Source organism: Halochromatium sp. (assembly GCF_046541315.1).
Lineage (GTDB): Bacteria > Pseudomonadota > Gammaproteobacteria > Chromatiales > Chromatiaceae > Lamprobacter.
The window spans coordinates 1-18,656 of record NZ_JBKHDN010000033.1; the positions used below are offsets into that span (position 1 = coordinate 1).

The 18,656-nt window shown below is 64.3% G+C and carries 32 protein-coding genes; all 32 read right to left on the reverse strand.

Translation table 11 applies throughout. The features are described from left to right. On the reverse strand, window positions 1-347 hold a 347-nt coding region (locus tag ACLFQI_RS03975), incomplete at its 3' end, for a dCTP deaminase domain-containing protein (protein WP_410757565.1). Between the two features lie 109 nt (window positions 348-456). Continuing rightward, on the reverse strand, window positions 457-1,506 hold the full coding sequence (locus ACLFQI_RS03980) for a LysR family transcriptional regulator (RefSeq protein WP_410757566.1): 1,050 nt from the start codon (window positions 1,504-1,506) through the stop codon (window positions 457-459). After that, entirely contained in the window at window positions 1,503-2,771 is a 1,269-nt protein-coding gene (gene tatC / locus ACLFQI_RS03985) for a twin-arginine translocase subunit TatC (protein ID WP_410757567.1), read from the reverse strand. The genes ACLFQI_RS03980 and tatC overlap by 4 nt, the downstream gene beginning before the upstream one ends. Before the next feature lie 10 nt (window positions 2,772-2,781). Continuing rightward, a complete protein-coding gene (tatB, locus tag ACLFQI_RS03990) occupies window positions 2,782-3,147 on the reverse strand; it encodes a Sec-independent protein translocase protein TatB (protein ID WP_410757568.1) in 366 nt (121 codons plus the stop codon). A gap of 87 nt (window positions 3,148-3,234) precedes the next feature. Next, window positions 3,235-3,510, reverse strand: a complete 276-nt coding sequence (gene tatA / locus ACLFQI_RS03995; RefSeq protein ID WP_410757569.1) for a twin-arginine translocase TatA/TatE family subunit — start codon at window positions 3,508-3,510, stop codon at window positions 3,235-3,237. Window positions 3,511-3,687: 177 nt separating this feature from the next. After that, entirely contained in the window at window positions 3,688-4,005 is a 318-nt protein-coding gene (locus tag ACLFQI_RS04000) for a phosphoribosyl-ATP diphosphatase (protein WP_410757602.1), read from the reverse strand. A 65-nt stretch (window positions 4,006-4,070) separates the two neighbouring features. Continuing rightward, on the reverse strand, window positions 4,071-4,811 hold the full coding sequence (gene hisA, locus ACLFQI_RS04005; protein ID WP_410757570.1) for a 1-(5-phosphoribosyl)-5-[(5-phosphoribosylamino)methylideneamino]imidazole-4-carboxamide isomerase: 741 nt from the start codon (window positions 4,809-4,811) through the stop codon (window positions 4,071-4,073). A gap of 97 nt (window positions 4,812-4,908) precedes the next feature. Beyond that, window positions 4,909-5,520, reverse strand: coding sequence for an imidazoleglycerol-phosphate dehydratase HisB (gene hisB / locus ACLFQI_RS04010; protein WP_410757571.1), 612 nt, complete (start codon window positions 5,518-5,520; stop codon window positions 4,909-4,911). A gap of 135 nt (window positions 5,521-5,655) precedes the next feature. Beyond that, entirely contained in the window at window positions 5,656-6,093 is a 438-nt protein-coding gene (dtd, locus tag ACLFQI_RS04015) for a D-aminoacyl-tRNA deacylase (protein ID WP_410757572.1), read from the reverse strand. Between the two features lie 31 nt (window positions 6,094-6,124). Continuing rightward, a complete protein-coding gene (gene pip / locus ACLFQI_RS04020) occupies window positions 6,125-7,066 on the reverse strand; it encodes a prolyl aminopeptidase (protein WP_410757573.1) in 942 nt (313 codons plus the stop codon). Window positions 7,067-7,182: 116 nt separating this feature from the next. Then, window positions 7,183-7,956: an S-adenosyl-l-methionine hydroxide adenosyltransferase family protein gene (locus ACLFQI_RS04025; RefSeq protein WP_410757574.1), complete on the reverse strand. Its 774-nt coding sequence runs from the start codon at window positions 7,954-7,956 to the stop codon at window positions 7,183-7,185. A 145-nt stretch (window positions 7,957-8,101) separates the two neighbouring features. Then, entirely contained in the window at window positions 8,102-8,482 is a 381-nt protein-coding gene (rplQ, locus tag ACLFQI_RS04030; RefSeq protein WP_410757575.1) for a 50S ribosomal protein L17, read from the reverse strand. 31 nt (window positions 8,483-8,513) lie between these two features. Beyond that, complete coding sequence (locus tag ACLFQI_RS04035; protein WP_410757576.1) at window positions 8,514-9,530, reverse strand: DNA-directed RNA polymerase subunit alpha; 1,017 nt, start codon at window positions 9,528-9,530, stop codon at window positions 8,514-8,516. 25 nt (window positions 9,531-9,555) lie between these two features. After that, window positions 9,556-10,176, reverse strand: a complete 621-nt coding sequence (rpsD, locus tag ACLFQI_RS04040) for a 30S ribosomal protein S4 (RefSeq protein ID WP_410757577.1) — start codon at window positions 10,174-10,176, stop codon at window positions 9,556-9,558. A 13-nt stretch (window positions 10,177-10,189) separates the two neighbouring features. Beyond that, a complete protein-coding gene (gene rpsK, locus ACLFQI_RS04045; protein ID WP_200240865.1) occupies window positions 10,190-10,576 on the reverse strand; it encodes a 30S ribosomal protein S11 in 387 nt (128 codons plus the stop codon). Between the two features lie 82 nt (window positions 10,577-10,658). Next, the gene (gene rpsM, locus ACLFQI_RS04050; protein WP_410757578.1) at window positions 10,659-11,015 is read right to left on the reverse strand and encodes a 30S ribosomal protein S13; all 357 of its coding nucleotides are present in this window, start codon (window positions 11,013-11,015) and stop codon (window positions 10,659-10,661) included. 105 nt (window positions 11,016-11,120) lie between these two features. Further along, the gene (gene rpmJ, locus ACLFQI_RS04055; protein ID WP_200344028.1) at window positions 11,121-11,234 is read right to left on the reverse strand and encodes a 50S ribosomal protein L36; all 114 of its coding nucleotides are present in this window, start codon (window positions 11,232-11,234) and stop codon (window positions 11,121-11,123) included. An 85-nt stretch (window positions 11,235-11,319) separates the two neighbouring features. Beyond that, on the reverse strand, window positions 11,320-12,672 hold the full coding sequence (gene secY, locus ACLFQI_RS04060; protein WP_410757580.1) for a preprotein translocase subunit SecY: 1,353 nt from the start codon (window positions 12,670-12,672) through the stop codon (window positions 11,320-11,322). Window positions 12,673-12,721: 49 nt separating this feature from the next. Further along, on the reverse strand, window positions 12,722-13,159 hold the full coding sequence (gene rplO / locus ACLFQI_RS04065) for a 50S ribosomal protein L15 (protein WP_410757582.1): 438 nt from the start codon (window positions 13,157-13,159) through the stop codon (window positions 12,722-12,724). A 1-nt stretch (window position 13,160) separates the two neighbouring features. Continuing rightward, window positions 13,161-13,349: a 50S ribosomal protein L30 gene (gene rpmD, locus ACLFQI_RS04070; RefSeq protein ID WP_410757584.1), complete on the reverse strand. Its 189-nt coding sequence runs from the start codon at window positions 13,347-13,349 to the stop codon at window positions 13,161-13,163. A gap of 9 nt (window positions 13,350-13,358) precedes the next feature. Next, window positions 13,359-13,865 carry a 30S ribosomal protein S5 gene (gene rpsE, locus ACLFQI_RS04075; protein ID WP_410757585.1) on the reverse strand — a complete coding sequence of 169 codons (507 nt, stop codon included), beginning with the start codon at window positions 13,863-13,865 and terminating at the stop codon, window positions 13,359-13,361. A gap of 10 nt (window positions 13,866-13,875) precedes the next feature. Continuing rightward, the gene (gene rplR, locus ACLFQI_RS04080; protein WP_410757586.1) at window positions 13,876-14,232 is read right to left on the reverse strand and encodes a 50S ribosomal protein L18; all 357 of its coding nucleotides are present in this window, start codon (window positions 14,230-14,232) and stop codon (window positions 13,876-13,878) included. A gap of 9 nt (window positions 14,233-14,241) precedes the next feature. Continuing rightward, entirely contained in the window at window positions 14,242-14,775 is a 534-nt protein-coding gene (gene rplF, locus ACLFQI_RS04085; RefSeq protein WP_410757588.1) for a 50S ribosomal protein L6, read from the reverse strand. 11 nt (window positions 14,776-14,786) lie between these two features. Next, window positions 14,787-15,185, reverse strand: coding sequence for a 30S ribosomal protein S8 (gene rpsH, locus ACLFQI_RS04090; protein ID WP_410757589.1), 399 nt, complete (start codon window positions 15,183-15,185; stop codon window positions 14,787-14,789). A gap of 197 nt (window positions 15,186-15,382) precedes the next feature. Beyond that, entirely contained in the window at window positions 15,383-15,688 is a 306-nt protein-coding gene (gene rpsN, locus ACLFQI_RS04095; RefSeq protein WP_410757590.1) for a 30S ribosomal protein S14, read from the reverse strand. A gap of 15 nt (window positions 15,689-15,703) precedes the next feature. Then, the gene (rplE, locus tag ACLFQI_RS04100; RefSeq protein WP_410757592.1) at window positions 15,704-16,243 is read right to left on the reverse strand and encodes a 50S ribosomal protein L5; all 540 of its coding nucleotides are present in this window, start codon (window positions 16,241-16,243) and stop codon (window positions 15,704-15,706) included. 4 nt (window positions 16,244-16,247) lie between these two features. Beyond that, the gene (gene rplX / locus ACLFQI_RS04105) at window positions 16,248-16,565 is read right to left on the reverse strand and encodes a 50S ribosomal protein L24 (protein WP_410757593.1); all 318 of its coding nucleotides are present in this window, start codon (window positions 16,563-16,565) and stop codon (window positions 16,248-16,250) included. A gap of 71 nt (window positions 16,566-16,636) precedes the next feature. Continuing rightward, window positions 16,637-17,005 carry a 50S ribosomal protein L14 gene (rplN, locus tag ACLFQI_RS04110; RefSeq protein ID WP_410757595.1) on the reverse strand — a complete coding sequence of 123 codons (369 nt, stop codon included), beginning with the start codon at window positions 17,003-17,005 and terminating at the stop codon, window positions 16,637-16,639. A 46-nt stretch (window positions 17,006-17,051) separates the two neighbouring features. Beyond that, complete coding sequence (gene rpsQ, locus ACLFQI_RS04115) at window positions 17,052-17,312, reverse strand: 30S ribosomal protein S17 (protein ID WP_410757596.1); 261 nt, start codon at window positions 17,310-17,312, stop codon at window positions 17,052-17,054. Then, window positions 17,309-17,518 carry a 50S ribosomal protein L29 gene (gene rpmC, locus ACLFQI_RS04120; RefSeq protein WP_410757598.1) on the reverse strand — a complete coding sequence of 70 codons (210 nt, stop codon included), beginning with the start codon at window positions 17,516-17,518 and terminating at the stop codon, window positions 17,309-17,311. Before rpmC ends, rpsQ begins: the two co-directional genes overlap by 4 nt. After that, window positions 17,518-17,931: a 50S ribosomal protein L16 gene (gene rplP / locus ACLFQI_RS04125; protein ID WP_410757599.1), complete on the reverse strand. Its 414-nt coding sequence runs from the start codon at window positions 17,929-17,931 to the stop codon at window positions 17,518-17,520. The genes rpmC and rplP overlap by 1 nt, the downstream gene beginning before the upstream one ends. A gap of 3 nt (window positions 17,932-17,934) precedes the next feature. Further along, window positions 17,935-18,609, reverse strand: coding sequence for a 30S ribosomal protein S3 (rpsC, locus tag ACLFQI_RS04130; protein WP_410757601.1), 675 nt, complete (start codon window positions 18,607-18,609; stop codon window positions 17,935-17,937). Window positions 18,610-18,656: the final 47 nt, after the last annotated feature.

Below are 18,656 nucleotides of genomic sequence, written 5' to 3' on the forward strand. Positions count from 1 at the left end.
GCGTAGGTGCTCTTGCCAAGGCAAATCGTCAGCACATTGCGCGGAATGCGGAAGTATTCGACCGTGCGCGCGAGCGCGAAGGAATTCGGCGGGATAATGCAGACGTCGGATTTGAGGTTGACGAAGCTCGAGGAGTCGAAGTTCTTCGGGTCGACCACGGCCGAGTTGATGTTGGTGAAGATCTTGAACTCGTCGGCGCAACGGATATCGTAACCGTAGCTCGAGGTGCCGTAAGAGATGACGCGGCCGCCGCCTTCCGCCTCCCGGACCTGGCCGGGAACATAGGGTTCGATCATGCCCTGCTGGCTCGCCATGCGGCGAATCCAGCGGTCGGATTTAATGCTCATGTGTTTCCGTGGTCCCGAAACAGGGGCCCAAGGTCGCTGACCGACCGGGCTCGAATGCAAAGACAGCGGCGCGCGCTCGCCGCTGCGGCGCGCTTAACCGCTTGGGAGATCAACCGAGCAGACCGTCCTCGAACGAGTCGTCGCCGGCAGCCGGCGGCTGGCCGGGACGCTCGTTGCCGGTCAAGAACAGCTCGGTCATCAGCGCTTGGAAGCGCTTGCTGCTGGCGGACATGAACTTGCCGCGCCTGAGCACCAGCCCGTAGCTGCGCGCCGGAAAGTAGGTCTCCAACGGCCGGCGCGCGAGCGGCTCCTCGCCGGTGAGGCAGACCTCGGTGACGATCGAGATGCCCAATCCAAGCGCGACATATTTCTTGATCACCTCCCAGCCGCCGGCCTCGAGTCGTACCTGATAGCTCAGTCCCTGCTGCCGGAATACCAGGTCGACGAGTCGCCAGGTGCTCAGATGCCGCGGCGGCAGGATCAGCCCATGCTCGGCGATATCCCGTAACGAGACCTCGGGCTTCTCCGCCAGCGGATGCCCCAAGGGCGCGATCAGTACCGGCCGGTAGGTCACGATCGGGATGTAGCGGATATCGTCCGGCACCTCGAGCATCGAGCCCACGGCGAGATCGACCTCGTCGGCGCGCACCATCGCCAGGCCATCGCGGCCGGTCACGTTGTGCAGCTGGAGTTCGATCCCCGGATACTGATCGGCGAAGCGCTGGATCGGCTCGGGCAGGATGTAGAGGATGGTCGACTCGCCGGCAGCGATATCGAGCCGCCCGCGATCGAGCCGCCCGCACTGCGCCGCGAAGGTCTCTTGCAGCCCGTCGACGCCCTGCACCAGCGGCTGCGCCAGCTCGAACAGCAGCGCGCCCTCGGGGGTGAGCTGGATCTTCGGCCCGCGCCGCTCGAAGAGGATCGTGTCTAGCTCGCGCTCAAGCGATTGAATCTGCAACGAGACGGTGGGCTGACTCAGCGAGACCAGTTCTGCGGCTCCGCTGACGCTGCCGACCCGGGCCGCATGGCAGAAGGCGCGTAATTGCTTGAGACGATTGTGACCGCCGCGCCCGGTTGCCGCACTGGCCGCTCGCGACGTTTCGCGACGCCGCGAGCGGGGCGCGGAAGGCGGCTCTTGATCGGCGGGCGAGTCGATCACCGGTCCAAATCGACGAGGATATGGCGAGCAACCGCGCGCTGGTCGGCGTTGCCTTCCTCGAGCACCCGATAGAGCAGTTGCTTGGCATGGGCGATCTCACCCGCTGCCCGAAGCTGGTTCGCCTTGCGGATCAGGGTCTCGATCAGCTCGACTTGGGCCGAATCATCGGCCTCGGTATTGGTATCGGTGGCAGATGCCGCCGGCGCGGGCGCCAAGGCCGCGAGTTCCTCGGCCTCGATGGCGTCGAGTTCGGCTTCCATCTCTTCATCGGTCATCGGCCGATAGCGGCCAGGCTCGTCGCGAGCGCTGTCATCGATCTCACTGCCGATCAGGGCCGGCGAGGCGCCTGCAGGCGAGCGGTCGGACGGCGATGACTGCGTGGCCGACCGGGCCGCCGAGGCCGGGGATGCCGGGCCATTCGGCCCATCGTCGTCGGGCCCCTCGACTGCGTCATCGTCACCGTCGTCGAGCCGGCGTTGCACAAAGCGCGAGAAGAAGATACCGGCCTCGAACAGCAGCCACATCGGCAGTGCCAACAGGGTCTGGCTGATCACATCCGGGGGCGTCAGCAACATGCCGGCGACGAAGACGCCGACGATCACATAGGGACGCTTTTGCTTCAGCGCTGCCGGCGTGGTCGCGCCGATCGCCACCAGCAGGATGGTCGCGATCGGGATCTCGAAGGCGACGCCGAAGGCGAAGAACAGCTTCAGCACGAACGCGAGATAGAACTCGATATCGGGCATCTGCGCGACGCCCTCGGGCGTTACCGCCGAGAAGAAGCCGAACACGAGCGGAAACACCGCGTAGTACGCGAACAGCATCCCGAGATAGAACAGCACGATGCTGGATGCGACCAGCGGCAGCGCCAAGCGCTTCTCATGCGTGTACAGCCCCGGCGCGACGAAGCCCCAGAACTGATAGAGCAAGTAAGGCATGGCGACGAAGACCGCGACCACCAAGGCCAGCTTGAACGGGGTCAGGAAAGGCGATGCGACCTGGGTGGCGATCATCTGCGAGCCGACCGGCAACTGCGCGCGGATCGGCTCGGCCACGAACGTGTAGAGATCGTTCGCGAACGGAAACAGGACCAGGAACACCAGCAGGATGGCAATCACCATCCGCAGCAGGCGATCGCGCAACTCGACCAGATGCGAGATGAATGGCTGCTCGCCACCCAAACCGTCGGGCGTCGCATCGGACGCGTTGCCCGGCACGGATGCGCTCTGCCGCTGCGGGGTCTCTTGCGGGGGGGGCGCTGTCATCCGCGGTGACTCATGAACCATCCTTGGGACCTTCGGCGCGGGAGGAGGCCGATGGCGTTGCGGTCGAGCGGGAGGCCCGGCCCTCTTCGAGGATGGTTTCCAGCGGATTGCTGTTGGCCTGTTTGCGCAGGATCTCTTTTAGCTCATCGGCCTTGATCTCGCGCTCGATCTCTTCCTTGACCGCGGAGAAGGCACGCCGCGCGCGGCCGATCCACAGCCCGGCGGTGCGCGCCAATCTCGGCAGTCGCTCGGGCCCGACGACAATCAGCGCGACCACGCCGACGACCAGCAGTTCCAATGCGCCTATATCGAACATCTGCTCCGCCCTGCTCCTAAGTGACTGTGCAGTTTCGCCTTCCCGATGATTGCCGGACACTGGCGCGGGAATCGGGAAGCCATTGATAGACAGGGTTTATGTCGTCAAGCATGTGCTGGCTTGGGTTTGGTCCGCGCGCCGCGCATCTCAGACCTTGGTCTTGTCCGCCGGTTGAGCCCTGGCCGCATCGGCCGGCGCGCCGTTGGACCCGGATGCCTGCTCGGACTTGGCCGCGTCGAGCCGCTTCGGGTCCTCGGCGTCTTCGTCGGTCGTTTTATCCGCGTCCGACATCGCCGAGCGGAAGCCTTTGACCGCGTTGCCGAGGTCCGAGCCGATGCTCTTCAATCGCTTGGTGCCGAACAGCAGCACGACGATCAAGAGGATGATCAACAGTTGCCAAATACCAATTCCACCGACGCCCATGGAAACCTCCGGGACAGACCTTGATGTCACCCGTAGCGGGTGAGCGAAAATATGTGCGTTCGACCTACCATCAGGCAGCCGCCGCGCGCGCGCGGTTCCGCAAGCGATAACCCGTGACTATACCGCATGCTCATGGCGTCGTGCATCGAGATGCCGGCCGCAGGGCCGAGCGCGAACCTAATCCGGGCGCGCGGCCTTCTCGGTGAGCCCTGAGAGCCCGAAACGCCGATCGAGTTCGGCGAGCACGGCATCCGGATGCAGCCCCTGATCGGCCATCAACACCAGCGAATGGAACCAGAGGTCGGCGAGTTCGTAGACCAGTTTGTCCGGATCGCCGTCCTTGGCCGCCATCACGGTTTCGGTCGCCTCCTCGCCGATCTTCTTGAGGATCGCGTCGAGGCCCTTGTCGTAGAGCTTGGCGACATAGGAGGTGCTGGGATCGGCGCCCTTGCGCGCTTCCAACACCTCGGAGAGTCGATTCAGGACATCGGACACGTGACTCAACTCCCGTGATCTGTGATCGACAGCTGGTGATCCAAGCGGACGCCGAAGCAGAGGCCTCAGGCCTTGGCGGCGCCCGTCGCCACGCGCTGTCCCTCGGCGAAATCCAGCGTGCCTTCATAGATCGCGCGCCCGGTGATGGCGCCGATGATGCCCGGCTCGGCGACCGCTGCCAAGGCCCGCAGATCATCGAGATGGGTGATGCCGCCAGAGGCGATGACTGGGATACGGATGGCGTCGGCGAGGGCGCGGGTGGCCTCGATATTGGGGCCGGTGAGCATGCCATCGCGGCCGATGTCGGTGTAGACGATGGCCTCGACGCCATCGTGTTCGAAGCGCCGCGACAGGGCTTTGACGCGATGCTCGGTGACCTCGGCCCAGCCATTGATCGCCACCCGCCCGTCCTTGGCATCGAGCCCGACGATGATCCGTCCCGGAAAGGCGGCGCAAGCGCGGGCGACCAGCGCCGGCTCTTTCACCGCCTGGGTGCCGATGATGCACCAGTGCACCCCGGCCTCAAGGTAGGCACCGATGGTGCGTTCATCGCGGATGCCGCCGCCGACCTGGATCGGCAGATCGGGAAAGGCAGCGGCGATGGCGCGGATCGCATCGCCATTGACCGGCTCGCCGGCAAAGGCGCCGTTGAGGTCGACCAGATGCAGCCGCTTGGCGCCGGCCGCGACCCAACGTCCGGCAACCTCGACCGGATCATCGGCGAACACGGTCTCGTCCTCCATCCGCCCCTGGCGCAGGCGCACACAACGGCCGTCCTTGAGGTCGATTGCGGGAATCAGCAGCATCGCGGGCCCTCCAGCGGGCGAGTGAGGTGAATGGTGATGGGGCACGAACAAGCGCGCCTGGGCGCCGGGCGCGATCTGCGCGCTCGCTGTTCGGTGGTCAAAGGCGGCCCTTGGTCGACGGGGTGATGCCGGTCATGCGCGGATCGGGTTCCACCGCCATGCGCAAGGCGCGACCAAACGCCTTGAACAGGGTCTCGGCCTGATGGTGCGCGTTGAGGCCGCGCAGATTGTCGATCTGCAGGGTCATCGCCGCATGGTTGACCAGGCCCTGGAAGAACTCGCGCAGCAGATCGACATCGAAGCCGCCGATCAGGGCGCGGGTATAGGGCACCTCATAGGTCAGCATCGGTCGCCCGGAGAGATCGATCACGACCCGCGACAGGGCCTCGTCCAGGGGCACATAGGCATGGCCGTAGCGGCGGATGCCGGCCTTGTCGCCGAGGGCCGCCGCCAGCGCCTGACCGAGCGTGATGCCGACATCCTCGACCGTGTGATGGGCATCGATGTGCAGGTCGCCGGTGGCATGCACCTCGAGATCGATCAGACCATGGCGGGCGATCTGATCGAGCATGTGTTCGAGAAAGGGCACGCCGGTGTCCAAGCGCGCGCGCCCGCTGCCGTCGAGGTCGAGCCTGACGCGGACCTGGGTCTCGAGGGTCTTGCGCTCGATCTCGGCGGAACGATGGGCGGAGGTCTCAGTGGCGGTCATGGGTGTCCATCCATTCAGCGGTCTCGATCAGCGGTGGGTGCGCGCAAGCTAGCCGCACAGTATATCGCCATTCGCGCTGACTCGCGGAGACCGACAATCCGGAGCATGTGGGCTGTCATCGACAGGGCTCAGGGCTCAGGTCTCGAGCCAGAAGGTCACCGGGCCTTCGTTGGTCAGGCTCACCTGCATCTCGGCGCCGAAGCGACCGCTGGCGACTGGCGCATGGCGCTCGTGGGCGCGCGCGAGCAGCAGGTCGAACAGGCGCTTCCCGGTCTCGGGCGCGGCCGCGCTGGCGAAGCTGGCGCGGGTGCCCTTCTTGGTATCGGCGGCGAGGGTGAATTGCGGCACCAACAACAGTCCGCCACCGATGTCGACCAGACTGCGGTTCATGCGCCCGCTTCGATCGGGAAAGACCCGATAGCCGAGCAGGCGTTCCAGCAGGCGCTGCGCGCGCGCCTCGTCGTCGCCCGGTTGCACCCCGACCAGCACCAGCAGGCCGGTCTCGATGGCGCCGACCGGTTCCCCGTCGACATGCACCTGAGCCGCGCTGACCCGTTGCAACAAGCCGATCATCGCCACCCCTCTGGATTGGATCGCGGCGCGGTCACTGGACTTCTGCGGCCAAGCGATCGGTCGCGGCCACCAAGGCCCGGACGATGCCGGGCTCGAACGCGGCATGGCCGGCGTCATCGATGATCTCGAGCGCGGCGTTCGGCCAGGCCGCCGCCAGCTCCCAGGCCGAGCGCAACGGACAGATCAGATCATAGCGACCCTGCACGATGACGCCCGGAATCTCGCGCAAGCGCCAGGCCTCGGCGAGTAACTGCCGCGGACGCAGGAAGGCCTGGTTGACGAAATAATGGCATTCGATCCGCGCCAGACTCAAGGCCAGCCGCTCGTCGCTGAAGGTACTGCGGATGCTCTTGTCGGGCAGTAGGGTCGCGCAGCGCCCTTCCCAGATCGACCAGGCCTTGGCCGCGGTCAGCCGGGTTGCCGGGTCGTCTGCGGTCAGGCGGCGATGATAGGCATCGAGGAGATCGTGCTGCTCGTGCGCGGGGATCGGAGCGAGGAAATCCTGCCAATGATCCGGGAAGATCCAGTTCGCGCCCTGTTGGTAGAACCAGGCGATCTCCTCGGCACGGCACAGGAAGATACCGCGCAGTACCAGGGCGCTGACCCGCTCGGGATGGGTCTCGGCATAGGCCAGGGCCAGCGTCGAACCCCAGGAGCCACCGAACACCAGCCAGCGCTCGATGCCGAGATGCGCGCGGATGCGTTCCAGGTCGGCGACCAGATCCCAGGTGCTGTTGTGCTCCAGGCTCGCGTGCGGCGTCGAATGCCCGCAGCCGCGTTGATCGAAGAGGATGATCCGGTAGCGCTTGGGATCGAAGAAGCGTCGATGCGAGGGGCCGCAACCCGCCCCTGGTCCACCATGCAGGAACACCGCCGGGATGCCGGCGGGATTGCCGCACTGTTCGAGATGAAGCTCGTGACCTTGGCCGACCGCGAGGCGCTCCGTGGCGAAGGGATCGATAGGTGGGTACAAAAGGCTTCAGCGTCTCCGCGCAATCAGGATGGTTGAAGAGCCCGTGTCGAGCCGGCCTCGGCAAGCAGACCAGGGACGGCTGATGGTCGATCGAGAGTATGGGCGCGAGACGGATTTCAAGGCACCGCCGGCGGCGGCCGACTGGAGATCGGATCGCCGAGCCCAAGGCCCAGGTCGCGATCGGCCCGCCCCTGATTCACGGCCAACTCGATCAGATCGAAGGCGTTGCGGTACCAAAAGGCCTCGCCGACCGCGACATCGGCAAAGGTCCGCGCCGATTTCAGCCAGCCGGTGCCGGCCCGCACCTCGGCCGCGGGCGCAAGGCGATCCGCCGACAGCCCGGTCATCAGATTGCCAAAGGCATCCACATAGCAGATGCGGGCGCACTCGGCGGACCAGTCGGCACCGACCAGTTGGCGCGCCTCGACGGGGTCGGCCTCCAGCCACTCGCCGGCGACCAGCCGCGCCGCTGCGGGCACGAACAGATCGCGGCCATGGAAGGTCGCCGACAGCCGGTCCGGGCGCCAGCGCAGTCGAAACAGCCGCGCCTGCGGATGCGCGCGCAACAGCGGCATCAGCAACCCGTTATCCGGCGCCAGCCACCAGCCGGACTCGCCGCATTGGGCGATGATCAGCGCGCGCTCGGTGCCCACGCCCGGATCGACGACACAGGTGTAGAGCGTCTGCGCTGGCATGCCACGGGCCAGTCCGGGCAGCAGATAGGCGGCCAGATCCGGACGGCACGCCGGTAGATCGGAGATCAGTTCGACCACTGGCACCGCAGGCGCCAACGCGCTCAGACGCAATCGCATCTGGCCGACATAGGGCCCGGCGCCGAAGTCGGTCAGCAGGGCGATGCGCGTCGGCTGCTCGGGCGATTGCTCAGGCATGACCAGGACTCACGAACGACGATCGCCCGGGCCGGTCCCGCGCCCACGGCGTCTATCGCCGGGTTCAAAACGCAAACGGCCGGGTCGAACCCGGCCGCATCGGCACAAGACGCGCGCATCGCCAAGCATCTCGCCGCCCTCGAACTCAATCGTCGCCATCCACGCCAAGGGGACGATCGACCAGCTCGACATAGGCCATGGGCGCTGCGTCGCCGGCCCGAAAACCGCACTTGAGGATACGCAGGTAGCCACCGGGACGCTCGCTATAGCGTGGACCCAGCTCGCTGAAGAGCTTGCCGACGACCTCCTTATCGCGCAGCCGCGCGAAGGCGAGGCGACGATGATGGACCGAATCGTCCTTCGCCAAGGTGATCAAGGGCTCGGCCACGCGGCGCAGTTCCTTCGCCTTCGGCAGCGTCGTCTTGATCAGCTCGTGGCGGATCAGCGAGCCCGCCATGTTACGGAACATCGCCTCGCGATGGGCGCTGTTCCGGTTCAGTTTTCTTCCAGCTTTTAGGTGTCGCATTGTTCTGTTCCGCTCGCTAATGTTCCGCTCGCTACTTGACCATCAACTCTTCGATGTTCTCGGGCGGCCAGTTCTCCAGGCGCATGCCGAGCGACAGGCCGCGGGTGGCCAAGACATCCTTGATTTCGGTGAGCGACTTCTTGCCCAGGTTGGGCGTCTTCAGCAACTCGACCTCGGTGCGCTGGATCAGATCGCCGATCAGATAGATGTTCTCGGCCTTGAGGCAATTCGCCGAGCGCACCGTCAGCTCCAGCTCGTCGACCGGCCGCACCAGGATCGGATCATAGGCCGGCTCGCTCGGGCGCTCCTCATGTTCGAGACCCTCGGTGGGCCCGGTCTGGTCGAGATCGACGAAGCTGCCGAGCTGATCGCGCAGGATGGTCGCCGCGCGCTGCACCGCCTCCTTGGCATCGAGCGTGCCGTCGGTTTCGAGATCGATGACCAAACGATCGAGATCGGTCCGCTGTTCGACCCGCGCCGCCTCGACATCGACCGCCACGCGCAGCACCGGGCTGAAGGTGGCATCGAGCGGAAGCTTGCCGATCGGGCGCTCCTCGGCGCCATTCACCTCGCGCGCGCTCGCCGGCTCGTAGCCGCGTCCCCGGCGCACGGTCAGCGACATGCTCAGCTCGGTCTTGCCGGTCAGGTTCGCGATCACCAGATCGGGATTGGCGATCTCGGCCGTGTGATCGATCGCGATATCGCCGGCGGTGACCGCACCGGGCCCGACTTTGCTGAGGGTAAAGGTGCCCTCCTCGCGCCCATGCAAGCGGATGGCAAGCTGCTTGAGGTTGAGCAGGATCTCGAGGACATCCTGCTGCACGCCCTCGATCGTGGTGTACTCATGCAGGATGCCCTGGATCTCGACCTCGGTGACGGCGAAGCCGTCCATCGAGGACAGCAGGATGCGCCGAAGCGCGTTGCCGAGCGTATGCCCGAAGCCACGCTCGAAAGGCTCGAGTGAGACCTTGGCGCGGTTCGGACTGCCGGCGACGGGATCGACCTTGACGATGCGCGGCTTGAGAAAGCCGCCTGCGACGTCTGACATAAAAAACTCCCTCGGCGGCGGTGGGTTACTTGGAGTACAACTCGACGATCAGCGACTCGTTGATGTCGGACGGCAGATCGACCCGATCCGGAACGCGCTTGAAGACCCCTTTCGCCGACTTGCTGTCGACCTCGATCCATTCCGCGAAGCCGTTCGCCTCGGCCAAGGCCAGCGCGTTCTGCACGCGCACCTGCTTCTTGGCCTTTTCGCGAACCTCGATCTCGTCCTCGACGGCGACCTGATAGGATGGAATAGAGACGACCTTGCCGTTGACCAGCACGCCCTTGTGGCCGATCAGCTGCCGTGCCTCGGCGCGAGTGGCGCCGAAGCCCATACGATAAACCACGTTATCGAGGCGGCGTTCGAGCAGTTGCAGCAGGTTCTCGCCGGTCGCGCCCTTGCGGCGGGCGGCCTCGGCATAGTAATTCCGGAACTGCCTCTCCATCACCCCATAGGTGCGACGGACCTTCTGCTTCTCGCGCAGCTGGAGACCGTAATCGGACAGTCGGCGGCGCCGATCGGCGGCCTGTCCCGGCTGCTTTTCGAGATTGCACTTGGTCTCGAGCGCGCGCGCCTTGCTCTTGAGGCCAAGATCGACGCCCTCGCGACGTGCCAGCTTGCAGGTGGGACCAATGTATCTTGCCATGTTCTCTGCCCCGTTAGACGCGCCGCTTCTTCGGCGGTCGGCAACCATTGTGTGGGATCGGCGTCACGTCGGTGATGCTCGCGACCTTGAAGCCCGCGTTGTTCAATGCGCGAACGGCGGATTCGCGGCCCGGCCCCGGCCCCTTGACATGGACATCGAGGTTGACGACGCCGAATTCCTTCGCCGCCTGGCCGGCGCGCGTCGCGGCGACCTGGGCCGCGAACGGCGTGCTCTTGCGCGAGCCGCGGAAACCGGAGCCGCCGGAGGTCGCCCAGGTCAGGGCATTGCCCTGCCGATCGGTGATCGTGATGATGGTGTTGTTGAACGAGGCGTGGATATGGGCCACGCCGTCCGCCACCTGCTTCTTGACTTTTTTGCGCGTGCGCAGCTGCTTAGCCACTGTAATCTGTCTCCGAGCGAAAAAGGCGTTCGGCCGCCGGCGCGTCCCCGCGCCAGTCGGTCAGAGGCCCCTAAAACGGGTTTTAACGACGAACCGGGCGCCGCGGGCCCTTGCGCGTGCGCGCATTGGTGCGCGTGCGCTGACCGCGCAGCGGAAGGCCGCGCCGATGGCGGATGCCGCGGTTACAGCCGAGGTCCATCAGGCGCTTGATATTCATCGACACCTCACGCCGGAGATCGCCCTCGACCGAGTATTTGCCAACCTCGGCGCGCAGGCGATCGACCTCCTCCTCGGATAAGGTGCGGATGGGCGCGGTGGTCGGTATCTGTGCGGCCTCGCAGATCGCGGCAGCCCGAGTCCGCCCGATCCCGTAGATCGATGTCAAGGCAATGACCGCGTGTTTTCGGTCTGGAATATTGACTCCGGCGATTCGAGCCATGCGCGTTGCGCTCCTGAGCGTTCGGTTCTTTTGGAAGAAAAAGTGTAAACAGGGCAGTATAGCACTGTGCGCTTTCGAATGAAAGCCGCAACGCAAGCGTCCCGCTCAGCCCTGGCGCTGTTTATGCCGCGGATCCTTACAGATCACGCGAATGGTGCCATTGCGACGGATGGTCTTGCAGTGGCGGCAGATCTTTTTGACAGATGCTCTTACCTTCATGGGTGTCTCCGTTTTCGATGAGGGTCGCGGCCTCGCTAGCTCGCCTGGGACGAGCAGGTCGCCGCGCCGCGGCCATACAGTCTGGTTATCGCGTGAGCCCGGCGCCGGGCGCCTTGAGATTGGCCTTCTTCATCAGACCCTCGTACTGATGGGACATCAGATGGGCCTGGACCTGGGCCATGAAGTCCATCACCACCACCACCACGATCAACAGCGAGGTGCCGCCGAAGTAGAACGGCACGTTCCAGCCGACGATCAGGAACTCCGGCAACAGGCAGACCGCCGTGATGTAGAGCGCGCCGGCAGCGGTGAGGCGCGTCATCACCGAGTCGATGTAGCGCGCGGTCTGCTCGCCGGGGCGAATGCCCGGGATGAAGGCACCGGAGCGCTTCAGGTTGTCGGCCGTGTCCTTGGCGTTGAAAACCAAGGCGGTATAGAAGAAACAGAAAAAGATGATCGCGGTCGCGTAGAACAGCACATAGACCGGCTCGCCGGGCGAGAGCTTGCTGGTGAGGTCGGCGAGCCAGCGCATGTTCTCGGACTGGCCGAACCACTGCCCGAGCGTGCCCGGGAACAGGATGATGCTCGAAGCGAAGATGGGCGGAATCACGCCCGCCATATTCAGTTTCAGCGGCAGATGCGTGCTCTGCGCCGCAAGCATGCGCCGGCCCTGTTGGCGGCGCGCATAGTTGACGGTGATCCGCCGCTGCCCGCGCTCGACGAAGACCACGAACGCGGTCACCGCCAGCGCCAGCGCGAACAGCACCAGCACGGCGAGCGCGTTCATCTCGCCGGTGCGCACCAGCTCCAGGGTACCGCCGACGGCAGCCGGCAGGCCCGCGACGATACCGGCGAAAATGATCAGCGAGATGCCGTTACCGATGCCACGCTCGGTGATCTGCTCGCCGAGCCACATCAGGAACATGGTGCCGGTCACCAACGACACCGCGGCGGTGAAGACGAAGCCAAAGCCCTGCTGCACCACCAGCGCCGAACCGCCCGCCGTCTGCCCCTGCAGCGCGATCGAGATACCGACCGCCTGGAAGGTGGCCAGGACCACGGTGCCATAACGCGTGTACTGGGTGATCTTGCGCCGGCCGGCCTCGCCCTCCTTCTTCAGCTGCTCGAGCTGCGGGATGACCGCCGACATCAGCTGCATGATGATGCTCGCCGAGATATACGGCATGATCCCCAGCGCAAGGATGCTCGCCCGCTCCAAGGCCCCGCCCGAGAACATGTTGAACATATCCAGGATCGAGCCCTGGTTCTGATCGAAGAGCACGGCCAGCGTTTCCGGATTCACCCCCGGTACCGGGATGAAGGTGCCGATGCGGTAGACGAGCAGCGCGCCGAGCACGAACAGCAGCCGCTGTCGCAACTCGGTCAGCCGCCCCATGCCACCGAGCGACTGCATCATCGATGCCGTATTCTTCGCCATCTTCGCGCCCCTATTGAGCTATCGGTTGAGCTGTCGATTGAGCGATCGCTTAACTATCGCTGACCGAACCGCCGGCCGCCTCGATCGCGGCACGCGCGCCGGCACTGACCCGCAGGCCCTTGACCCGATAGGCGCGATCGATCTCCCCGGACTTGATGAGCTTGACCGCCGAGACGGCGCCGGTAATCAGTCCGGCAGCGCGCAGGCTCGCCAGGTCGACCTCGGTGCCTTCGAGCCGGTGCAGCTCGCCGAGACGGATCTCGTCTTTACGCAAGGCCTTGCGCGAGCGGAAGCCGACCTTGGGCAGGCGCCGCTGCAACGGCATCTGACCGCCCTCGAAGCCGGTCTTATGGAAGCCGCCAGCACGTGACTTCTGTCCCTTGTGGCCACGCCCGCAGGTCTTGCCAAGCCCGCTACCGATGCCGCGACCGACACGCTTGGCGTCGGACCGGCTGCCCCGATCGGGGGTAAGAGTATTCAGATGCATCTCAACCGTCCTCCAAAACGCGGACCATGTAGTGGACCTTGTTCACCATGCCGCGTGTCGCCGGCGTGTCCTCCACCTCGACGATCTGGTGCATGCGCCGCAAGCCGAGGCCGCGGACACAATCCTGGTGCGTCTTCAAGCGCCCGTGCATGCTGCGCACGAGCTGTACCTTCAGCCTGTTCTCCGCCATGTCTTGCTCCTACCCTAGGATCTCTTCGACGGTCTTGCCGCGCTTGGCCGCGACCGCCTCGGCATCGGCCATGCCGGAGAGGCCATTGATGGTCGCCTGGACCACGTTGATGGCGTTATTGGTGCCGATGCACTTGGCCAGCACATCCTGCACCCCGACCACCTCGAACACCGCGCGCATCGCGCCGCCGGCGATGATGCCGGTCCCCTCGGAGGCCGGCTGCATGTAGACATGCGCGGCGCCGTGGCGGCCGTTGAGCGGGTACTGCAGGGTGGTGCCCTTGAGTTTGATATCGACCATGTTCTTGCGCGCGCTCTCCATCGCCTTCTGGATCGCGACCGGGACCTCACGCGCCTTGCCGGTGCCATAGCCGACCCGGCCCTTGCCATCGCCGACCACGGTGAGCGCGCCGAAACCGAACACGCGACCGCCCTTGACGACTTTCGCGACACGGTTGACCGAGATGAGTTTCTCCAGCAGATCGTCGCCGTCGGGCTTGGGGTTGTAATTCGACATCATCGTCTCCTCAGAACTGAAGCCCGTGCTCGCGCGCGGAATCGGCGAGCGCCTTGACGCGACCGTGATATTTGAACCCGGAGCGGTCAAAGCTGACCTTCTCGACCCCGGCCGAACGCGCCCGATCGGCGATCGCCTGGCCGATCTTCACCGCTGCGCTGATATTGCCGGTGTGGCCCTCGCAGGCGGCCTTGAGTTCTTTCTCGACCGTCGAGGCGCAGGCGATCACGCGATCCCCCCCCTCGCCGATGACCTGGGCATAGATATGGCGCGGCGTGCGATACACGCAGAGCCGATAGCCGCCGAGTTCGCGAATCTTGGCCCGGGCGCGCGTCGCGCGCCGCAGCCGCGCATGTTTCTTATCCATCCGCATCACCTATTTCTTCTTGGCTTCTTTACGCAGGACCTGTTCATCCGCGTACCGAACGCCCTTGCCCTTGTATGGTTCCGGCGGACGGAAGCCGCGAATCACCGCAGCGACCTGACCGACCTGCTGTTTGTCGATGCCGCGCACCACGATCTCGGTCGGCGTCGGCGTGTCGATCTCGATGCCTTCCGGCACCGGGAAGTCGATCGGGTGCGAATAACCGAGCGCCAGGTTCAGCACCTTACCCTTGGCCTGCGCGCGATAACCGACGCCGACCAGGCTGAGCTTGCGCTCGAAGCCAGCGCTAACGCCGTGCACCATGTTATTGATCAGTGCGCGCGTGGTGCCCACCATCGCCCACTGTTCATCCTCGTCATTCGCGGGACGCGTGGTGAGGATGGCGCCATCGATTTCGACCTCGACGAACGGATGCACCGACCATGAGAGCGAGCCCTTCGGCCCCTTGACGGTGACATCGCGCCCGGACATCGAGATATCGACGCCGCTTGGAATCTTGACGGGTGCTTTTGCTATTCTGGACATGACAACCTCCCTTAGGCCACGTAAGCCAGGATTTCGCCGCCGTGCCCGGCCTGGCGCGCCGCGCGATCGGACATCAAGCCCTGGGACGTCGAGACGATGGCCACGCCAAGGCCGTCCCAGACGCGAGGCAGTTCATCCTTCCCCCGATAGATGCGCAATCCTGGGCGCGACACACGCTTCAGGTACTCGATGACCGGCTTGCCGCGGTGATACTTCAGCTTCAGGACCAGCTGGGGGCGGCCCTGTTCATCGTTCTCGACGGAGGCGTCGGCAATGTAGCCTTCATCGCGCAGGAGATCGGCGATCGCTTGCTTCTTCTTCGACAGCGGCATCGAGATGGTAATCTTGCCGCGCGCCTGGCCGTTACGGATGCGCGTCAGCATATCCGCAATGGGATCGGTCATACTCATTTGATGGGCTCCAGGGTCAGACCGCCGATGAGAGCGCGATACCCTTCAGGGTTTCTCGGTCCTGCGCGCCTTGGGCGCACAGGGCGATCGGGGGTTCCGATCGACTCCGCCAGCCGCTGCGGCTTCGGCGGATATTCATTCCAACATCGTTGTGGCTCGGCTTGAGAGAAACTCTCAAGAAGCGAGTCAAGCGCTGTCTACCAGCTCGCCTTGACCACGCCGGGCACATCGCCGCGCATCACCGCCTCGCGCAATTTATTGCGCCCGAGACCAAACTTGCGATACACCGCGTGCGGCCGACCACTGACTCGGCAACGCCGCTGATAGCGCGTCGGACTCGCGTCGCGCGGGAGTTTTTGCAGGGCCACCACCGCCGCTTCGACCTGATCCGGATCGGCGCTGCGATCATTGATGACGGTCTTTAGTTGCGCGCGCCGTTCTGCATAGCGTTGTGCTATCTGTGCACGCTTGCGGTCGCGCGCGATCATGCTCTTTTTCGCCAACCTTGCCTCCGACTATTAGGTACGAAACGGGAACTGGAAGGCCTCGAGCAATGCGCGCCCTTCCTCATCGGTGCGGGCCGTGGTGGTAATCACCACATCCAGGCCGCGCACGGCATCGATCTTATCGTAGTCGATCTCCGGGAAGATGATCTGCTCGCGCACGCCGAGCGAATAGTTGCCGCGACCGTCGAACGCCTTGGGGCTGAGGCCGCGAAAATCCCGCACGCGGGGAATCGCGACATTGATCAGCCGATCAAGGAATTCGTACATGCGCTCGCGCCGCAGCGTGACCTTGCAGCCAACTGGCCAGCCATCGCGGATCTTGAACCCGGCGACCGACTTGCGCGCCTTGGTCACGATCGGCTTCTGGCCGGCAATCTTGGTCAGATCGCCGACGGCAAAATCCATCACCTTCTTGTCGGTCACGGCCTCGCCGACACCCATGTTCAAGGTGATCTTGGCGAGCCTTGGCACCTGCATCACGCTCTTATAGCCAAAGCGCTCGCGCAGCTCGCCGACGTACTTCTCGTGATAGATGGTCTGTAATCTAGACATAGCCTTACCCAACGTCCACGACTTCGCCGTCGGACTTGAAAACACGGACCTTGCGACCGTCCTCGAGGGTCTTGAACCCAATCCGATCGGCACGCCTGAGCGCAGGGTTGTAGACGCCGACATTCGAGCGATGCAACGGCATCTCCTTATCGACGATCCCGCCGGGAACGCCCTTCTGCGGGTTGGGCTTCTGGTGCTTCTTCGCCAGATTGACGTTTTCCACCACGATGCGGTCACCATCCATCTTCAGCACGGTGCCGCGTTTGCCCTTATCCTTGCCGGCGATGACCATGACGTCATCGCCTACCTTGATCTTGTTCATGACTTGAACCTGCCTGCTACCGTTCTGCTATCGCTCGCAATCTGTCATCCACTGCCATCGGGAAGCCGAGTTCAGAGGACCTCGGGCGCGAGCGAGATAATCTTCATAAAGCGCTCGCCGCGCAATTCACGCGTCACAGGCCCGAAGATACGGGTACCGATGGGCTGCAACTGATTGTTCAGCAGCACCGCCGCATTGCCATCGAAGCGGATCAGCGAGCCATCGGGACGGCGCACACCCTTGCGCGTGCGCACCACGACCGCGTTGTAGACGTCACCCTTCTTGACCTTGCCACGCGGGATCGCATCCTTCACCGTGACCTTGACCACGTCGCCGATCCCCGCGTAACGCCGGTGCGATCCGCCAAGCACCTTGATGCACTGCACCGAGCGCGCACCGCTGTTATCGGCGACGCCGAGGCGGGTTTGCATTTGAATCATTGTATGGACCTACCTTTGCAACTGCTGAGCGGAGATCGCCCGTGGCCTAACGCGCGCGCTCGACGACCTCGATCAACCGCCAACTCTTGGTTTTCGATAAAGGCCGGCACTGCTCGACGCGCACCCAATCGCCCTTATTGCATTCGTTCGCGTCATCATGCGCATGGACTTTGGTGGAACGGCGCATGAATTTGCCGTACAACGGATGTTTCACCCGGCGCTCAATGATGACGGTAATCGTCTTGTCCATCGCGTTACTGATCACCTGCCCGGTGAGCACGCGATTGCTGTCAGTCTTCTCACTCATTGACCGGTCCCCGCCGAGGCCTTGGTTTGCTCCGTCATTAGGGTCTTCACCCGAGAGATATCGCGCCGCACCGCCTGCATCTGCGACGGCCGCGAGAGTTGACCGGTGCGCTGCTGCATGCGCAGGTTGAACTGCTCCTTGAGCAGCTCAAGCAGCCGCTTCTGCAGCTCGGCCTGACCGAGTGTGCGTAGTTCTTGAGCCTTCATCAGAGCACCGTCCTCTTCTCGAACCTGGTCTGCACCGGGAGTTTGGCTGCGGCGAGTTGAAAGGCCTCGCGCGCCAACTCTTCGGGGATTCCCTCGATCTCATAGAGCATGCGTCCGGGTTGAATCAGTGCCACCCAATACTCGACGTTGCCCTTGCCCTTACCCATACGCACTTCGAGCGGTTTCTTCGACACCGGCTTATCCGGGAAGACGCGAATCCAGAGCTTGCCGCCGCGCTTGACCTTACGCGTGATCGCGCGGCGTGCGGCCTCGATCTGTCTCGCCGTCAGGCGACCGCGACCGACCGCCTTGAGGCCGAACTCGCCAAACGAGACCTGACTGCCGCTCTGCGCCAGGCCGCGATTACGCCCCTTGTGCTGCTTTCGGAATTTCGTACGCTTTGGCTGCAGCATGGCTCAACCCTTCTTCTCGGTCTTGTCTTTAACGCCCGCGCCCGGGAAATCGCCAAGAATCTCGCCGCGGAAGACCCACACCTTGACACCGAGGATGCCATAGGTGGTCTGTGCTTCGGCGAAGCCATAGTCGATGTCGGCACGCAATGTATGCAGCGGCACTCGACCCTCGCGATACCACTCGGAGCGAGCGATCTCGGCGCCATTCAAACGACCGGCGATATTCACCCGCACGCCGCCGGCGCCGGCACGGATGGTGCCTTGAACCGCGCGCTTCATCGCGCGGCGGAACATGATGCGGCGCTCGAGCTGCTGGGCGATCCCCTCGGCGACCAACTGGGCATCGAGTTCAGGCTTGCGGATCTCCTCGATGCTGATATGCACCGGAATCCCCATCCGTTCGGAGACCTCGGCCCGCAGCTTGTCGATATCGCCACCCTTCTTACCAATGACGACGCCGGGGCGCGCGGTATGGATCGTGATGTGCGCATTCCGTGCCGGCCGGTTGATCTGGATACGACTCACCGAGGCATTGGAGAGCTTCTTCTTCAGAAACGCCCGGACCTCAAGATCGTTGTTCAACAGATCGGGATAATCCTTCGAACTCGCGTACCAGGTCGAATTCCAATCCTTGACGATGCCGAGCCGAATACCAACTGGATGTACTTTCTGTCCCATGCCTCAACCCCGACCGTCGCGTTCGGCTACCCGGACACTAATGTGGC

What these genes read in the sequence shown, in the direction of transcription:
- hisA (WP_410757570.1), bottom strand. Translation starts at nt 4,811, where the DNA reads ATGCTGCTGATTCCCGCAATCGACCTCAAGGACGGCCGTTGTGTGCGC.
- rplR (WP_410757586.1), bottom strand. Translation starts at nt 14,232, where the DNA reads ATGGATAAGAAACATGCGCGGCTGCGGCGCGCGACGCGCGCCCGGGCC.
- rpsC (WP_410757601.1), bottom strand. Translation starts at nt 18,609, where the DNA reads ATGGGACAGAAAGTACATCCAGTTGGTATTCGGCTCGGCATCGTCAAG.
- rplF (WP_410757588.1), bottom strand. Translation starts at nt 14,775, where the DNA reads ATGTCCAGAATAGCAAAAGCACCCGTCAAGATTCCAAGCGGCGTCGAT.
- rpmD (WP_410757584.1), bottom strand. Translation starts at nt 13,349, where the DNA reads ATGGCGGAGAACAGGCTGAAGGTACAGCTCGTGCGCAGCATGCACGGG.
- tatC (WP_410757567.1), bottom strand. Translation starts at nt 2,771, where the DNA reads ATGACAGCGCCCCCCCCGCAAGAGACCCCGCAGCGGCAGAGCGCATCC.
- rpsH (WP_410757589.1), bottom strand. Translation starts at nt 15,185, where the DNA reads ATGAGTATGACCGATCCCATTGCGGATATGCTGACGCGCATCCGTAAC.
- rpmJ (WP_200344028.1), bottom strand. Translation starts at nt 11,234, where the DNA reads ATGAAGGTAAGAGCATCTGTCAAAAAGATCTGCCGCCACTGCAAGACC.
- ACLFQI_RS04035 (WP_410757576.1), bottom strand. Translation starts at nt 9,530, where the DNA reads ATGTCAGACGTCGCAGGCGGCTTTCTCAAGCCGCGCATCGTCAAGGTC.
- secY (WP_410757580.1), bottom strand. Translation starts at nt 12,672, where the DNA reads ATGGCGAAGAATACGGCATCGATGATGCAGTCGCTCGGTGGCATGGGG.
- rplP (WP_410757599.1), bottom strand. Translation starts at nt 17,931, where the DNA reads ATGCTGCAGCCAAAGCGTACGAAATTCCGAAAGCAGCACAAGGGGCGT.
- rplE (WP_410757592.1), bottom strand. Translation starts at nt 16,243, where the DNA reads ATGTCTAGATTACAGACCATCTATCACGAGAAGTACGTCGGCGAGCTG.
- rplX (WP_410757593.1), bottom strand. Translation starts at nt 16,565, where the DNA reads ATGAACAAGATCAAGGTAGGCGATGACGTCATGGTCATCGCCGGCAAG.
- rpsM (WP_410757578.1), bottom strand. Translation starts at nt 11,015, where the DNA reads ATGGCTCGAATCGCCGGAGTCAATATTCCAGACCGAAAACACGCGGTC.
- tatA (WP_410757569.1), bottom strand. Translation starts at nt 3,510, where the DNA reads ATGGGCGTCGGTGGAATTGGTATTTGGCAACTGTTGATCATCCTCTTG.
- dtd (WP_410757572.1), bottom strand. Translation starts at nt 6,093, where the DNA reads ATGATCGGCTTGTTGCAACGGGTCAGCGCGGCTCAGGTGCATGTCGAC.
- rpsE (WP_410757585.1), bottom strand. Translation starts at nt 13,865, where the DNA reads ATGTCGAATTACAACCCCAAGCCCGACGGCGACGATCTGCTGGAGAAA.
- rplN (WP_410757595.1), bottom strand. Translation starts at nt 17,005, where the DNA reads ATGATTCAAATGCAAACCCGCCTCGGCGTCGCCGATAACAGCGGTGCG.
- rplO (WP_410757582.1), bottom strand. Translation starts at nt 13,159, where the DNA reads ATGCATCTGAATACTCTTACCCCCGATCGGGGCAGCCGGTCCGACGCC.
- rpmC (WP_410757598.1), bottom strand. Translation starts at nt 17,518, where the DNA reads ATGAAGGCTCAAGAACTACGCACACTCGGTCAGGCCGAGCTGCAGAAG.
- ACLFQI_RS04025 (WP_410757574.1), bottom strand. Translation starts at nt 7,956, where the DNA reads ATGCCTGAGCAATCGCCCGAGCAGCCGACGCGCATCGCCCTGCTGACC.
- rplQ (WP_410757575.1), bottom strand. Translation starts at nt 8,482, where the DNA reads ATGCGACACCTAAAAGCTGGAAGAAAACTGAACCGGAACAGCGCCCAT.
- rpsD (WP_410757577.1), bottom strand. Translation starts at nt 10,176, where the DNA reads ATGGCAAGATACATTGGTCCCACCTGCAAGCTGGCACGTCGCGAGGGC.
- hisB (WP_410757571.1), bottom strand. Translation starts at nt 5,520, where the DNA reads ATGACCGCCACTGAGACCTCCGCCCATCGTTCCGCCGAGATCGAGCGC.
- rpsQ (WP_410757596.1), bottom strand. Translation starts at nt 17,312, where the DNA reads ATGAGTGAGAAGACTGACAGCAATCGCGTGCTCACCGGGCAGGTGATC.